The following is a 14791-nucleotide window of genomic DNA, read 5'->3' as shown; positions in this document are numbered from 1 at the left end:
GTCAGCCTCCCGCGTCCTCGACCGCGACAGGCTCGCGCTGGATCAGCGCGCGCTCGGGCCACAGCCACGTGATGATCGACACCGCGCAACCGGCCAGCATCGCGCCGACGAAAACCCACGCGGTCAACGCGAGCCCCGCGAACAGTAGCGCGGCGAAGACCGCGAGCCAGAACGGCGCGTATGAATCTTCGGGCATCTTCAGAATCACGTCGGGACTCGCCTCCAGTGCGGTCGTGCCCAACGCTTCGCGACCTTGCGCGAGCAGATAACCTTCGTCGAGTTGCGAGCGCGCTTGAACCGCCTCCCCCGGCTCTTCGACGCGTCCTTCCCACAATGGATGCCGGCTCGCGAGCGTCGGCACCACCGCGAAGTTGTACGGCGGCGGCGGCGAGCTGACCGACCATTCGAGCGTCGGCGCATCCCACGGATTGTTGCCGGCGAGCTTGCCGCGCTTCAGGCTCACCGCGATATCGATCAGAAACAGCAGCACGCCGGCCGCAAACAGGAACGAACCGAGCGACGTGACGAGGTTCACCGTATTCCAGCCCATGTCGGCGGGATACGTGTACATGCGGCGCGGCATGCCGAGCAGTCCCGCGATATGCATCGGAAAGAACGCGACGTTGAAGCCGATGAACAGCACCCAGAACGCGAGCTTGCCGAGACGCTCGTTCGTCATCCTGCCGGTGAACTTCGGAAACCAGAAGTAGATGCCGCCGATCACCGGAAACACGTTGATGCCGAGCAGCACGTAGTGCAGATGCGCGACGACGAAGTAGGTGTCGGTGAGTTGCCAGTCGAACGGCACCGCGGCCGTCATCACGCCGGAGACACCGCCGATCACGAACAGCAGCACGAAGCCCGCGAAAAACAGGAACGGCACGCGATACACGGGGCGGCCGGTCCAGATCGTCGCGACCCACGCGAACGTCGCGACCGCGCTCGGCACCGCGATGACCATGCTGGCCGAGCCGAAGAACGACAGCGCGAGCGCGGGAATGCCGGTCGCGAACATATGGTGGATCCACACGGCAAAGCCGAGCACCATCGTCGCGACCGTCGCCAACGCGACCGGCCCATAGCCGACCAGCGGCCGGCGGCAAAAGACCGGTAGCGCATCCGACACGATGCCCATCGCCGGCAGCACGACCACATAGACCCACGGGTGCGCGAAGATCCAGAACAGGTGCTGCCATAGCAACGGACGCCCGCTATTGAGCACGTCGAAAAAATGCGTGCCGATGCGGCGGTCCATCCACAGCATCAGAAACGCGAGGCTCACCGAAGGCACCGCCAACAGATTGCCGCCCGACGCGGTCAGCGTGCCCCACACGAGCACCGGCACGCGATCGAGCGACATGCCCGGCGCGCGCATCCTCAGCAGCGTGACGACGAAGTTCATCGAGCCGACCGTCGTCGAAATACCGAGCAGGACCATGCCGAGCGCATACACGTCGATGTTCGGGCCGTTGCTGTATTCGAGCCCGGACAGCGGCACGTAGTTGAACCAGCCCGCGTCGGGGGCCTGGCCGGTCGGAAAACTCGCATACAGGAAGATGCCGGCGAACAGGAACACCCAATACGACAGCGCGTTCAGGCGCGGAAAGGCCATGTCGCGCGCGCCGAGCACGAGCGGCCAGATATAGTTCGAAAAGCCGGACAGAACGGGCAGCGCGTACAGAAAGATCATCGTCAGTCCGTGCATCGTGAACAGCTGGTTGTACTGTTCGGGCGTGAGCACCGTTGCGTTGGGACGCGCCAGTTGAACGCGCATGATCAGCGCTTCGACGCCGCCCATCAGCAGGAAGACGAATGCGGTCACCAGGTAGCGCAGGCCGATGGTCTTGTGATCGACCGTCGAGAACCAGCCCCGCCAGCCGGGCCGCGACTCCCAGATTTCGCGCAGCCGCTTTTCCTGCTCGCTGCCGGGCTCGACGCGGCCGCGCTGCGGCGTGCGGGTCAGTGCGGGCAGTGAAGCGGAAGCGGGATGATCGGACATTGAACGGGCTCCTCGCGTGCGGTGCGCTTCAATGCAGCGTCGCCAGATACGCCGACATCGCGGCGGCCTCGCTGGTGGTCAGCGCGATACTGGGCATCAATCCATCGGGTTTGATTCGCTGCGCGTGCTCGATCCAGTCGAGCAGATGGTCGGGCGTGTTGCTGAGCGCGCCCGCCGCGATCATCCGGCGCGAGCCGAGATGCGTCAGATCGGGGGCCTGCACGCCGGTGGCCTTGGTGCCGCGAATCGTGTGGCAGCCCGCGCAGCGCTCTTCGAACAGATGCTGGCCGGCCGCGACCGCCGCATCGCCGGTGGGCACGCTGGCCGCGCGTCCCTGCGCGTCGCGCCACGCGTTGAAGGCGCCGGCGTCCTGCGCGATCACTTCGAACGCCATATGCGCGTGCTGCGCGCCGCAGAACTGCGAGCACTGCCCACGATAACTGCCGGGACGGTCCGCCTGAATCCACTGCTCGTTGGTTTGCCCCGGAATCGTCTGCGTCTTGCCCGCCAGTTGCGGTACCCAGAACGCGTGCACGACGTCCGCGCTTCTGAGCTGGATCTTCACGGGTTCACCGACCGGGATGTGAATCTCGTTCGCGGTACTGAAGTTGCGGGCCGGGTTCGGATCGTCGCTGTAATCGGCCTTCCACCACCAGTCGTAAGCGGTCACGGTGATCGTCAATTGCGGATACGACGCGGGCGACGCCACCGATTCGAGCGTGAGCAGGGCATAGACCAGCATCGCCAGCAGCACGACCGACGACACCGCGGTACCGATGAACACCCAGCGGATGCCGCCGGGCTCGGCGCTCAGCGCATCCGGTTGCGCCGCGGGACGCTTGCGGACCATCGCGCCGATCAACAGACCGGCGACGATCAGCGTGACCAGCGTCACGATCGCGGTGAAAACCCAGCCGAGGTAAAGCGTCGGACGGGCCGCCGGGCCCGCTGCGTGCAGGAAGTAGTTCAGCGGTGCTAGCGGGTTGGCGTGCGCGGAGTTTGCGGACGCGCTAGCCAGCGCCGCTAACGACGTGACGCTGCCCCGCCTGATGCGCCGTCCTGACGTTCCGGATGCTTGCGCTGCTGCCACTGGGACCCCGCTGGTGATGAGCTTTCAACACGCGTCGCCCCCTGCGAACAAGGCGACGCCCAAGCAGGTCAGCAAAAATCAGGCCGCGTGCGCCGAGCTGTTGCCGTGAATAATTTAGTTTAATAGTTTCCTTCTCAAAAAAAATCGCCTTTAGAATGCCGCTCCGCATAACTCAATTATTTACGAGTTCACTGTTATCGGACAATCTGGAGGACAGGTGTTTCAATGCACATTCGAACTGAATGGCAATAACAAGAGCGAATGGTTCGCGCTCTACGCTATCGACGCTAATATCGACGACGATAAAGTCTTATGCGAAGGTATCATTCGTGGCCAGTTCCGATTGCATCCGAAGGGCCGATTGGGGAGAAGCGAGGGCTGCATAACTATCGATCGACTCGCAGACTGGCATCATATTCGTTCGATATTTACGAACACGCCGAAAGTATCAGTGCCTGGATCGGAACTTAAAGCGTACGGTGAAGTGATTGTGAGATGAAAAAAGTCCTAATTTGCCTCGCGGTCGGTTTCGCCTTACTGCTCGCAATCTTTGCCAATGCGCTGTGGTGGATGATGAATCCAGAAGCGCCCTTGAACTTTTCGAATCCGATCTGGAAATTGGCGGTCCGTATGTACGGGGTCAAGACGGCATATCAGGAATCCGACCTCGCTTTCCTCATGTCGTCGGCCGCAATCGTGCTAGGTTTCGCCGCAGCAGTTCTGCTTGTGTGGCGAAGCAAGAAGCGCGGTCAGCGAAAGCTTGACGACTAGCCATCTCGCGGTGGAAATAATCGCTAACTCCGCATCAAAAGTTGCACCCGAAGCCCGCCGACCAGCGGGCTTTGTCGTTTGGGCTTCACCACGGTGACCCGCCTCCAACTACCCGCTAAGCTCGCGAGAGCGCCACGCGCATCACCAATCAACGTCCGCCCGACCGAAAAAGCCATGCGTTCGAACGTCTCGCTGCTCCGCCGCCTCGCCGGACTGCTGGTCGCTCTGCCCCTCGCCGCCGCTCTGCAAGGCTGCGCGAGTCCGGACACCGACAACGTCGCACATACCGGCCCCTATCGCGCCGATATCCGCCGCACCGCGCTCGGCATTCCGCACATCCAAGCCGACGACTGGGGCAGCCTCGGCTACGGGTACGGCTACGCGCAGGCCCAGGACAATCTGTGCACGATGACCGAAAGCTTCGTCACCTATCGCGGCGAACGCTCGCGCTTCTTCGGCGCCGACGCGCGCCCCGCGTTAGGCGCGACGTTCGGCCAGCCCGACAATCTCAACTCGGATTTCTTCTTCCGTTTCATCGTCGACGATGCGACCGTCGCGCGCTACCGCAAAAGCCAGACCGAGGACATGCGCGCGCTGATCGACGGCTTCGTCGCCGGCTATAACCGCTACGTGGCCGATCTGGCGCACGGCGAATTTCCGGGCGCGCATGCGGCCTGCCGCGCGGCGCCTTGGCTCGGCAAGATCAGCAACGCGGACGTCTACCGGCGTCAGATCGCGGCGAATCTGGCCGGTGGCGAGGCCCGCTTCATCAATGCGATCGCGACCGCGCAACCGCCGCAGGCGATGCCGAACCCGCCGCAAAGCGGGTTGCACGGTGACGCCGCCGTCGCTGCACCGCTCGCCGACTTCGGCGGCCATGCTGGCATCGGCAGCAACGCCCTCGCGTTCGGCGCGGACGCGACGCACACCGGCAGCGCGCTGCTGCTCGGCAATCCGCACTGGTTCTGGACCGGCCCCGATCGCTTCTACCAGGCTCAACTCACTATTCCCGGTAAGCTGAACGTCAGCGGCGTGTCGTTTCTAGGCGTGCCGCTGATCGTGATCGGCTTCAACGACAACGTCGCGTGGACGCATACCGTGTCCACCGCGAAGCGCTTCGGCCTGTTCAGGCTGACGCTCGAACCTGGCGCGCCGACCCGGTACCAGGTCGACGGCAACAGCGAAGCAATGACGCCGACGCGCGTGAACGTCGAAGTGCGCGCCGCCGACGGTTCGCTGCATACCGTATCGCGCACGCTGTATCGCTCCCGCTTCGGACCGCTCGTCAACCTCGGCGCGATGTCGCCCGCGCTAGCGTGGAATGCGCAGCAGGCCTTCGCGCTGCGCGATATCAATACCGACAATTTCCGCACGTTCGAAAACTTCCTCCAATGGAATCAGGCGGCCTCGCTCGACGATTTCATCCGCATCCAGAAGAAGAACGCGGCGGTGCCGTGGGTCAACACGCTCGCGATCGGCCGCGACGATCCGCGCGTGTGGTACGCGGACATCGGCGCGACCCCGGACGTGCCCGATGAGCTGGCGCAACGTTGCACGCCGCCGGTCGGCCGGGCACTGGCGCAGATCATGCCCGGCGTGCCGGTCCTCGACGGCTCGCGCAGCGACTGCGACTGGCGCGACGAGCCTGGCGCGGTACAGCACCGTGCGTTGCCTGTCGCGCGGATGCCGTCGCTGCTTCGGCGCGACTATGTCGGCAACTTCAACGACAGCTACTGGCTCACCAACCCGGCCGCACCAATGACGGGCTACGCGAAGATCATCGGCGCGACCGACACGCCGCAGACGCTGCGCACACGGCTTGGCCATACGATCGCTGCGCAATTGCAGAACGATCCGCATGGCGTTTGCGCCGATGCACTCGGCCGCGCGGCGCTCGACAGTCGCTCGATGTCGGCGTTGCTGTTCAAGCAGCCCGTGCTCGACCGTCTGTGCAACAGCAGCGCGCTCGCGGCCCTGCCGGCCGACCCGAACCCGGAGCAACAGCGCGCGGCGTGCAAAGTACTGGCCGCATGGGACGATACGGCCGCGGCTGGCGCAGCGGGTGCAACCTTGTGGGACGAACTGTGGCGACGTCTGCTGACGATTCCGCCCGAGCAGTTATACGCGGTGCCGTTCGATCCCGCGAAGCCGTTGACCACGCCCGCGGGCATCGCCGCCGATCCGGCGAAGCTCGCCGCCGCGCTGCATGATGCGCTCGCGGCACTGCAACGCGCTGGCATCGCGATCGATGCGCCGCGTAGCGCCGCCCTCTACGTGCAACGCAATGACGAGCGCATTCCGCTATTCGGCGGTTGCGACGCCGGTGGCTATTTCACCTCCGCGTGTGCCGCGCATCCATTCGACGCGAGCGGCTATTCGATGAACGTCAAGCCGATGGGCGACACGTATCTGCAGATCGTGTGGTTCTCGGGCGATCAGGTGATCGCCCGCACGCTGCTCGCGCCGTCTGAATCCGACGATCCGGCGTCGCCGCACTATGCCGACGGCACGCGCGATTACGCGGCCCAGCGCTGGACGATTTTTCCGTTCTCCGAAGAAGCGATTGCGCACGACCCGGCGTTGAATGTGCGCACGGTGAGTTCGTCGGACTCCGAGCGGAAAGGGCAATAAACGGTATGACGGGCGACCCGCGCGTCGTCCGCAAAAGATTACAGATCGAGTACCAGCAGCGGCGATTTGGCGCGCGAGCAGCACGGCAGGAACTGATCGTTCGCTGCTCGTTCCTCGTCGGTCAGATAGGAATCTTGGTGATCCGGCTCGCCAGACAGCACTCGCGTCAAACAGGTACCACACACACCCATCTCGCACGACGTGATCACTTCGACGCCATGCGCGGCCAGCGCCTGCACGACCGTGCATTCGGGCGGCACGTCGATCGTCGCGCCACTGCTCGCGATGCGCACCTGGAAGCTGCCGCCCGTCGCCGGCTGATTCGCGGCCGCGCCGAAAAACTCGTAGTGCAGCCTGTTTTCCGGCCAGCCGTTCGCGCGCGCGGTCTCGAGCACGAAGTCCATGAAGCCGCGCGGACCGCACACATACAGATGCGTGCCGGGCGGTGCATCGCTTAGCGTCTGTTCGATATCGAACGTCGAGCCGCCAGGATGGTCATCGTGATGAAGCTGGACCGACTTCGCGAAGCCAGCTTGTGCAAGACGCTCGACGAACGCCGTGCGTTCCTTCGAACGCGTGCAATAGTGCATGTCGAACGAAGCGCCCGTGGCCGCAAGCCGCTCGGCCATGCAAAGAATCGGCGTGACACCGATGCCGCCCGCGAGCAGCAGATGATGTGCCGCATCGTCAGCGAGCGCGAAATGATTGCGCGGCGCGCTGATCTGCAGGCGATCGCCCTCGCGAAGCAAATCGTGCACCGCTTTCGATCCGCCGCGTCCCGCTTCGTCGCGCAGCACAGCGATCAGATAGCGATGCGTTTCGCGCGGATCGTTGCACAACGAGTACTGACGCACGAGCCCGTTGGGCAAATGCACGTCGACGTGCGAGCCGGCGTCGAAAGCGGGCAACGCCTGACCGTTTTCGCTCGCGAGTTCGAAGCTCGCGATACCGGGCGCTTCGTCGCGCCGGCGCGCGACCACCACATTCAGCACGGGATGATTCATGTCGCCGTCCGCACCGGAATGACGCGCGTCACTTCAGCCCGGGGCGCGTCAGCCCGGGGCGCGTCAGCCCGGGGCACGTCAGCCCGGGGCGCGTCAGCCCGGGGCGCGTCAGCCTGCGGCGCGCCCGTCTCCGCGCGCTCCTGCGCGACGAGCCGATCGATCACGCGACGCGACATCACACCGCCCGCATCGATATTGAGTTTCAGCAGATTGCGCTCGGGCCAGCGCAGCAGGTTCTGCTGCTGACGTTCGAGCATCTCCAGATCTTCGCTGAAGATCTTGCCCTGTCCTTCGCGGATGCTGGCGGTCAGCGCGGCATCGTCGGGACGGAAATTGCGCGCCATGCCCCAGAAATACCAGATCGATGTTTCGGTTTCAGGCGTGATGAAATCCACCACGATCGACGACGCCTTCTTGTCAGCCGGCGCGTGATAGCCGCCATGCCCTGCATGCGCGACCCCTACCTCGATCAGCACGTGACTTGGCGGCGTGAAGTGGCAGATCTGCCAACGGTCGACGGGCACGTCGTCGGCGAGACCATTGCCGCGCAACGCCATCTTCCAGAACGGCGGCGCCGCGACGTTTTCCATGAAACGGCTCGTGCGCACGGTATCGCCTTCGGCCACGGTTTTCGGCGCGGCTTCGTCGATTTCCTTTTGCCCGATGCTGTTCGCGTGCACATAGGTCTCGTGCGTCAGATCCATCAGGTTGTCGATCATCAGCCGGTAATCGCAGCGGATGTGATAAAGACCACCGCCATATGCCCATTCGGCACTCTCGGCCCATTCCAGATGATGCAGTTTGGCGGCATCGGCCTGCGCCGCATCGCCGGGCCATACCCAGACGAAGCCATAGCGCTCGATCACGGGATAGCTGCGAATCGACGGAAAGCCGTTGACGCGTTGGCCCGGCATGCCGGTCGCCTTGCCCTGACAGCCCATTTCGAGTCCGTGATAGCCGCACACGAGCGTGCCGTCGCGCACGAAACCGAGCGACAGCGGCGCACCACGATGCGGACAGAAGTCTTCGAGCGCCACTACGGCGCCTTCCGCGTTGCGATAGAGAACCATCGGCTCGCCGCAGATCTGCCGGCCGAGCGGCTTGTCCGCGACTGCATCGGGCATGCATGCGACGTACCACGCGTTCTTGGGAAACATATCAGTCTCACTCCTTGTTGTTAGGTCGCGCACTTCATTCAGCTCACTCAATGAGATTCAGTGTACTCAATGTGCCTTTAATGATTAAATGAAGGTTTTCCCCTACACGAACTTTCAATCAGGTAACACGAAGATCAATTTGCCATTTCCATTCGCGACGAAAAAGGCACGAAAAGGCACGAGGTTTTCAGAACTAATATGGTCACTTCAACCGACACCAGCACTTCCGCGATCAGCATCGATCTGTACGACCAGCCCGGCCATCTGATCCGACGCGCGCATCAGATTTCCGTGTCCATGTTTCATGATCTGATCGGGCGCGAGGTGACGCCCGTGCAATATGCGGTGCTCAGAATGCTGCAGGAATTGCCCGGACTCGATCAGGTCACGCTCGCGCAGCGAGTCGGTCTCGACACGTCGACCACCGCCGATATCGCGGTGCGGCTCGAAGCGAAAGGCTGGATCGTGCGCGAAGTTCTGCCGCGCCGCCAGCGTCGTCTGTTACTGACGCCGGCAGGAGAGCAGTTGCTCGATGAATTGATCCCCGGCGTCAACGCGCTCAATCACGGCCTGCTCGACGGTATGGGCGACGAGGATGCGCGAGAGCTATTGAGGCTATTGAGAAAGTTCGTGCATCTGAATAACGACCAGAGCCGCGCGCCGCTGCGCAGTGCGAGCGACGACGCGACTCCGGACTAGCCCGCTGGCATCCTGCGCGCGGTCCGTGCTACGGCGCGATGTCCACCACGATCTTGCCGCGCACGTGGCCTTTCGCGAGCCGTTCCAGCGCCCTGGCCGCGGCATCGAACGAAAACCGTTCGGCGACCACGACACGCACGCTGCCGTTATTGATCAACGAGGCGATCTCGGTCAATTGCCGCCCATCGGGCCGCGCGGTGTAACGCGCGGCCCGCGCGCCATGACTCGACGCCTCGGTCTGCGACGGCTCGTTGAGCGTCGAGATCAGCGCGCCGCCGGTCGCGACCGCCGACCACGAGCGGCGCTGCGTATCGCCGCCGACCAGATCGAACACGAGGTCCATATCTCGCGCGACGTCTTCGAAACGCTGCGCGTGATAGTCGATCACGCGATCCGCGCCGAGCGAGCGCACGAACTCGATGCCGTCGCCGGACGCCGTCGCGTACACTTGCGCGCCCTTCTGCCTCGCGAACTGCACGGCGAAATGTCCAACGCCGCCCGCGCCCGCATGAATCAGCACCCGGCAGCCCGCTTCGAGGCAGCCGTGCTCGAACAGGCCCTGCCACGCGGTCAACGCGGCGAGCGGCACGGCGCCCGCGGTCCCCGCGTCCAGTTTTTCGGGCGCATGCGCTAGCGCACTCGCGGGCACGACGACGAATTCCGCGTACGCACCCTGCCCCTGGCCAACGAAGCCATACACCTGCTCGCCCGCGCGCCATTGCGCGGCGCCCTCGCCGACCCGTTCGACCACACCGGAAAAATCGCGCCCCAGCGTATAGGGCAGCTGTTCTTCGCGGATCAACGGGTACTGGCCCGCGCGTGTCTTCAGGTCGACCGGATTGGCGCCGGCCGCGCGCACGCGCACCAGCACCTGGCCGGCGCCTGGCTCGGGGATCTCGATCTCCTCGGCCTTGAACACCTCGGGACCGCCGAAGCTGTGAATGCGATAAGCGAGCATCGTGCTCATGATGAGCCTTCTCCTTGAAAGGTCGTGTGTCAGCGGCGCTGCGTTTTCCGGCTGACCGCAAGCCGCGTTCCTCAGCGAGCCCCGAGCCGCGGCACGACATATGCGACACGTAACGATAGGCGCGCAGTCGTGATGTACTCATTCAAGGAGGAACCATGTCACAGCACCCCGCTCATTCCCAGGATCATCGTCATCCCGGCCAGCCGAATCCCGCTGACATCGAAAAGGCACTCAGTGGCGTGAATTACCCGACCACGCGCGAAAAGCTGGTCGCGCAGGCGCGCAAGAATCACGCGAATACCGACATCGTCGATCTGGTCGACCGTCTGCCCGATCACAATTTCGACAGTCCGGCCTCGGTCGCGAAGGAAATCGCGCGTATTCAATGACGCACGCCACACTCGACGCGCGAACGAAGAAGGCCGGCGATGTGCGCATCGGCATTTCCGGCTGGCGCTATCAGGGTTGGCGCGGCAGCTTTTACCCTGAGGATCTGAAACATGCAGCGGAATTGCAGTACGCGTCGGCGCTATTCGGCACGATAGAAATCAACGGCACGCATTACAGCCTTCAATCGCGCGATAGCTGGCAGCGCTGGTATGCGCAAACGCCTGACGGCTTCGTGTTTGGCATCAAAGGCGCGCGCTATCTGACTCATATGCTGCGGTTTCGCGATGCGAGCGCGCGCGTCGGCATCGCGAACTTCTTCGCGCAGGGCCTGCTCGCGTTGAACGAAAAGCTCGGTCCGATCCTGTGGCAATTTCCGCCGTCCTTCCGATTCGAGCCCGACGCAATGGAGCGCTTTCTGCACGAGTTGCCGCCTGACACCGCGAGCGCAGCGGCGCTCGCCAGTCAACACGATAAGCGCGTCAAGACGCCCTACGTCGACATCGATCGCAAGCGGGTGTTGCGTCACGCGGTCGAAGTGCGCCACGCGAGCTTCGTCGATCCGGCGTTCGTGGCCTTGCTGCGGCAATACGGCGTCGGGCTCGTCGTTTCCGATTCCACCGAACCGTGGCCCGTCGCCGAAGATCTGACGGCGGACTTCGTCTATATCCGCCTGCACGGCAGCGAAGCCAAATACTCGGGTTCATATGGGGACGAAGCTCTGCAACGATGGGCCGAACGAATCGATGCATGGCGCGGCGGCTCACAACCGGCCGACGCGCGATTGATCGCGCCGCAACTCGCGCCGCGCCGCCGAGCCGCGCGAAAGGTCTACTGCTACTTCGACAATGACGTAAAAGCGCGGGCGCCGTTCGACGCGCAACGATTGATGAAAGACCTCGGAATGCCAGCGACGCAAGCGCCAGCATTACCCTGATCGCTTGCCGCCGTGGGCCAGCTTCTGCGCGGTGCGCAGAGCCGCGACGATGCGCTCGTACACCTCGCGACGGGTTTCAGGGTCCGGCGCGCGCAGTGCATACGACGGATGGTACGTCGCGACCACACGCTTCTCGCCGCGTTCGAGCGTTTTGTCGAACGCGTCCTGCAAACGCGCGTGCGGATCGTCGACAACCGCTTTCAACGCGGTCGCCCCGAGTGCGACGACCACGCGCACATCCGGCATGTCGAGTTCCTGTTCGAGCCAGTAGCTGCATGCTTCGACTTCGCGCTGAGCGGGCGTTTTATGCAAACGACGCTTGCCGCGAGCAATCCACTTGAAATGCTTGACCGCGTTCGTCACGTATACGTCGTTACGCTTGACGCCGGCTTCTTCGAGCGCTCGGTCGAGCAACGCCCCGGCCGGCCCGACGAAGGGCTTGCCCTGCAGATCTTCCATGTCACCGGGCTGCTCGCCGACCAGCACGATCGACGCATGCCGCTGCCCTTCGCCGGGCACGGCCTGAGTCGCGTTGCGCCAGAGCGCGCAGCGGCGGCAATCGCCGAGCTTTGCCGGATGCTGATCGGGTTCGACATCCGCTGGCTCCGATTGCGCGTCGCCATGCGCGCGCTTTTTCTGCGGTTTGTCGGTCATGGGTACGACCGCGCGTGCCGAAGCAGCTTATTTCTCGCTCTTCTTCGGAATCTTCGCGCCCGACTTGCGCGCCTGGTTCAATGCGATCGCGACAGCCTGCTTGTGCGGCTTGCCATGCTTCGTCTCGGTCTTGATGTTGTGCGACACGGTCTCTTTCGATGTACCTTTCTTCAGCGGCATGATCTTCTCCGGGTGTAGATGACGAAAGGAAAAATCAGGACCCGCACGCAATGGCGTTCCTGCACCGAAACTGCGCAGCATACGCTGTGCCCGCGAGTTCGTCGAAGTCACCCGGAAACACCCGTTGCCGACGCATTCAACGCCAGCGACACGCCCCCCACCAGAATCAGACTCGACGCCCACACCGCATCGAGATTGAACCAGCTGCGCGACACGAACCTGAGTCCGAGATACCGATAAACGAACCACGCGAGCACGCCGCCGGCGATCGTCATCGTCGCCGCATGCACCGCGGAGACCGACAGCGCCACGCGCAGACTCGTTTCGATCAGCGCCTGGGCGGCTTGGTGCGCGCTGTCCATCGCGTCGGCGCGGCACAGACCGAGATAGATCGGCACCAGCATCAAGCCGGCCCCGTGCGCGATCGCCACCGCGAACGACCAAAGCGCGAGCCGAGACGGCGGAATTCTCGCCAGCACGCGCGGATGACGGCGGCGCATCAGCAACACCAGACCGAAGCCGATCACCAGCAAACTCGCGCCGATCTGCATCTGACGCTGCCACGCAAGCAAGCTCGCAAGCATCGCAAACGGCAGCATCATCAGCAGTATCGCGAGCGCGTGCCCGGCCGCGAGGTAAAGAAGCGCGACGACCAGCGCTTGCGAGCGCCGCTGCATCAGCGCGTTCGACACCGCGAGCGGCCACCCCATTGCCGGATTGAGCCCGTGGTACACGCCGCTCGCGACGACGGCGAGCCACAGTGCCGCTTGCGGCGACACCGAGCCGCTCAAACGCCCACCGACGGATAGCAGAAAGAATCGGTAGAACAGTCACCGCCTTCGAGACGGATCTGGTGCGCGCGATAGCCAGCGGGAAATTCGACGAAGTAATCTTCGGCGAGCTTGAGACCGCCACTCGGATCGGCATGCGCCATCACTTGCACGCCGGGCACACCGTCCGGATAGAACTGGTCGTCCCACGTCGAATAGAGCGAGTTGGTCCAGTAGACGCGCTTGCCATCGCGACTGATCTCGACCATCTGCGGACCGCCGGCGAAAGCCTTGCCGTTCGGATGCGGCGTACAACGTTCAATGCCGCCAATGCGCACCGAGCCCGTCAATTTCGGCTTGCGCGGTTCGGTCACGTCGTACTGGCGCATCTCGCCGGTGCCCCAGCACGAGACGTAGAGGAATTTATCGTCGATCGAAAGATCGATATCGGTGACGAGCGGCGGCACCGCGCCGAAACCTTGCAGCAACGGCGGCAACTCGTCGGCGTGCGCGGGCTCCGGCGGAATGGGCGCGGTCTTTTCGATGTGGAAGTGGCCGCCTTCGCGCCACCAGGTCCAGATCGACCCTTCCAGATTCGTGGTATCGACCACGACGCCGATAAATCCGTACTCGCGGCTCGGATCGTGCGCGGGCCGCACTTCGAGCGCCATCTGATGGTTCGCGCCGAGGTCGAGCGTCTGCACGTTGCGTCTTGCGCGCAGATCCCAGAAGTGCACGCGGTGGCCGTATTTGTTCGAAAGCAGGTCTTCAGGCACGATGCCGTTTTCGAATTGCGGCGGCAGCGCCCATTCGGTCGACACCATGTAATCGCGCGGCAGATTCCACCAGAAGTCGTAGTGCTTTTCCTGCGCGCCGCGCTCGATTTCCCAGCGTCCCAACACCTCGAACGTTTGGCAATCCATGATGAAGATTCCGGGCGGCCCGTCGGTGCCGTCCTTGCCGCCACCGCCGAGCGTGCTCACGTAGATGCCCTCCGGTCCGCAATGCACGGTGTGCGGACGCGAATAGCCGGTCTTGCGGAAGATTTCCTCTGGCTCGATGATCTTGTGAATCTTCGCCTGGGTCGGATGCGGCTTCGTATCGACGACATAGATGCGTGACGAGCGCATGCCCGGAATGATCAGATAGCGTCGCTCGAGAAATGCGTGGCCCGTCAATGGCGACAACGCGGACGAACAGGCGTTCCAGCCGAAGTGATGAAATTCGTCGCCCTGGTTCGGCACCGGCACCGTGTGGACCACCTGGCTATAGGTCGGCGAACCGGGCTTCACGTCGATCACGGCGAGCGCGTCGGGCTGCGAGGAATCCGGACTTAGCAGCACCGTGTATGCGTATTCTTCCGCCGGCGCATCCATCGCAAGCTTCGGCGATGCATGAAAGGTAGGATCGGGGCGCATTCCCATGACGGCACTCTCCCTGTCGTTCTAAACGGTTCTGAACGGAAGCCTGACCCGCCAAAAATCGAGCCAGCGCGTAACCTTACATTTGTAGTTCACGACAGCGACGGACGCAACCGGATATTTG

The 14791-nt window shown here is 63.6% G+C and carries 14 protein-coding genes; 5 read left to right on the top strand and 9 right to left on the bottom strand.

Going from position 1 to position 14791, the window contains the following annotated elements; translation table 11 throughout:
- Position 1: 1 nt before the first annotated feature.
- Positions 2-1999 (bottom strand): cytochrome c oxidase subunit I, encoded by a 1998-nt coding sequence (gene ctaD, locus AB3X96_RS07610; protein WP_368589211.1) that lies wholly within the window; start codon positions 1997-1999, stop codon positions 2-4.
- Positions 2000-2027: 28 nt separating this feature from the next.
- Positions 2028-3050, bottom strand: coding sequence for a cytochrome c oxidase subunit II (coxB, locus tag AB3X96_RS07605; RefSeq protein WP_368589484.1), 1023 nt, complete (start codon positions 3048-3050; stop codon positions 2028-2030).
- A gap of 256 nt (positions 3051-3306) precedes the next feature.
- On the opposite strand from coxB, the gene AB3X96_RS07600 reads away from it, so the two are divergent.
- Together AB3X96_RS07600 and AB3X96_RS07595 are read left to right on the top strand one after the other, a co-directional pair.
- Positions 3307-3588, top strand: coding sequence for a tlde1 domain-containing protein (locus tag AB3X96_RS07600; RefSeq protein WP_368589210.1), 282 nt, complete (start codon positions 3307-3309; stop codon positions 3586-3588).
- A 446-nt stretch (positions 3589-4034) separates the two neighbouring features.
- Positions 4035-6491, top strand: coding sequence for a penicillin acylase family protein (locus AB3X96_RS07595; protein ID WP_368589209.1), 2457 nt, complete (start codon positions 4035-4037; stop codon positions 6489-6491).
- A gap of 38 nt (positions 6492-6529) precedes the next feature.
- On the opposite strand, the gene AB3X96_RS07590 is transcribed toward AB3X96_RS07595, so the two are convergent.
- Both AB3X96_RS07590 and AB3X96_RS07585 read right to left on the bottom strand, forming a co-directional pair.
- A complete protein-coding gene (locus tag AB3X96_RS07590) occupies positions 6530-7495 on the bottom strand; it encodes a 2Fe-2S iron-sulfur cluster-binding protein (RefSeq protein WP_368589208.1) in 966 nt (321 codons plus the stop codon).
- The gene (locus tag AB3X96_RS07585; RefSeq protein ID WP_368589207.1) at positions 7492-8652 is read right to left on the bottom strand and encodes a Rieske 2Fe-2S domain-containing protein; all 1161 of its coding nucleotides are present in this window, start codon (positions 8650-8652) and stop codon (positions 7492-7494) included. Before AB3X96_RS07585 ends, AB3X96_RS07590 begins: the two co-directional genes overlap by 4 nt.
- 198 nt (positions 8653-8850) lie before the next feature.
- On the opposite strand from AB3X96_RS07585, the gene AB3X96_RS07580 reads away from it, so the two are divergent.
- Positions 8851-9351: a MarR family winged helix-turn-helix transcriptional regulator gene (locus AB3X96_RS07580; protein WP_176107565.1), complete on the top strand. Its 501-nt coding sequence runs from the start codon at positions 8851-8853 to the stop codon at positions 9349-9351.
- A gap of 28 nt (positions 9352-9379) precedes the next feature.
- Here the strand turns inward: AB3X96_RS07580 and AB3X96_RS07575 are convergent, their stop codons facing one another.
- Entirely contained in the window at positions 9380-10318 is a 939-nt protein-coding gene (locus AB3X96_RS07575) for an NADP-dependent oxidoreductase (RefSeq protein ID WP_368589206.1), read from the bottom strand.
- A gap of 155 nt (positions 10319-10473) precedes the next feature.
- On the opposite strand from AB3X96_RS07575, the gene AB3X96_RS07570 reads away from it, so the two are divergent.
- Positions 10474-10707, top strand: coding sequence for a DUF2795 domain-containing protein (locus AB3X96_RS07570; protein ID WP_176107563.1), 234 nt, complete (start codon positions 10474-10476; stop codon positions 10705-10707).
- Positions 10704-11642, top strand: coding sequence for a DUF72 domain-containing protein (locus AB3X96_RS07565; protein WP_368589205.1), 939 nt, complete (start codon positions 10704-10706; stop codon positions 11640-11642). Before AB3X96_RS07570 ends, AB3X96_RS07565 begins: the two co-directional genes overlap by 4 nt.
- Here the strand turns inward: AB3X96_RS07565 and AB3X96_RS07560 are convergent.
- The 4 genes from AB3X96_RS07560 to AB3X96_RS07545 form a co-directional block, all read right to left on the bottom strand.
- Entirely contained in the window at positions 11634-12296 is a 663-nt protein-coding gene (locus AB3X96_RS07560) for a UdgX family uracil-DNA binding protein (RefSeq protein ID WP_176107561.1), read from the bottom strand. The genes AB3X96_RS07565 and AB3X96_RS07560 overlap by 9 nt on opposite strands.
- A 27-nt stretch (positions 12297-12323) precedes the next feature.
- Entirely contained in the window at positions 12324-12476 is a 153-nt protein-coding gene (locus tag AB3X96_RS07555) for a DUF6496 domain-containing protein (RefSeq protein ID WP_176107560.1), read from the bottom strand.
- A 107-nt stretch (positions 12477-12583) separates the two neighbouring features.
- A complete protein-coding gene (locus AB3X96_RS07550) occupies positions 12584-13267 on the bottom strand; it encodes a hypothetical protein (RefSeq protein ID WP_368589204.1) in 684 nt (227 codons plus the stop codon).
- Positions 13264-14670 (bottom strand): selenium-binding protein SBP56-related protein, encoded by a 1407-nt coding sequence (locus AB3X96_RS07545; protein WP_368589203.1) that lies wholly within the window; start codon positions 14668-14670, stop codon positions 13264-13266. The genes AB3X96_RS07550 and AB3X96_RS07545 overlap by 4 nt, the downstream gene beginning before the upstream one ends.
- Positions 14671-14791 lie beyond the last annotated feature (121 nt).

Origin of the sequence: Paraburkholderia sp. BR13439 (assembly GCF_040948805.1) — a bacterium.
Lineage (GTDB): Bacteria > Pseudomonadota > Gammaproteobacteria > Burkholderiales > Burkholderiaceae > Paraburkholderia > Paraburkholderia youngii.
Note: the sequence above shows the minus strand (reverse complement) of the source record. Positions and strands in the feature narration are given on the sequence as shown.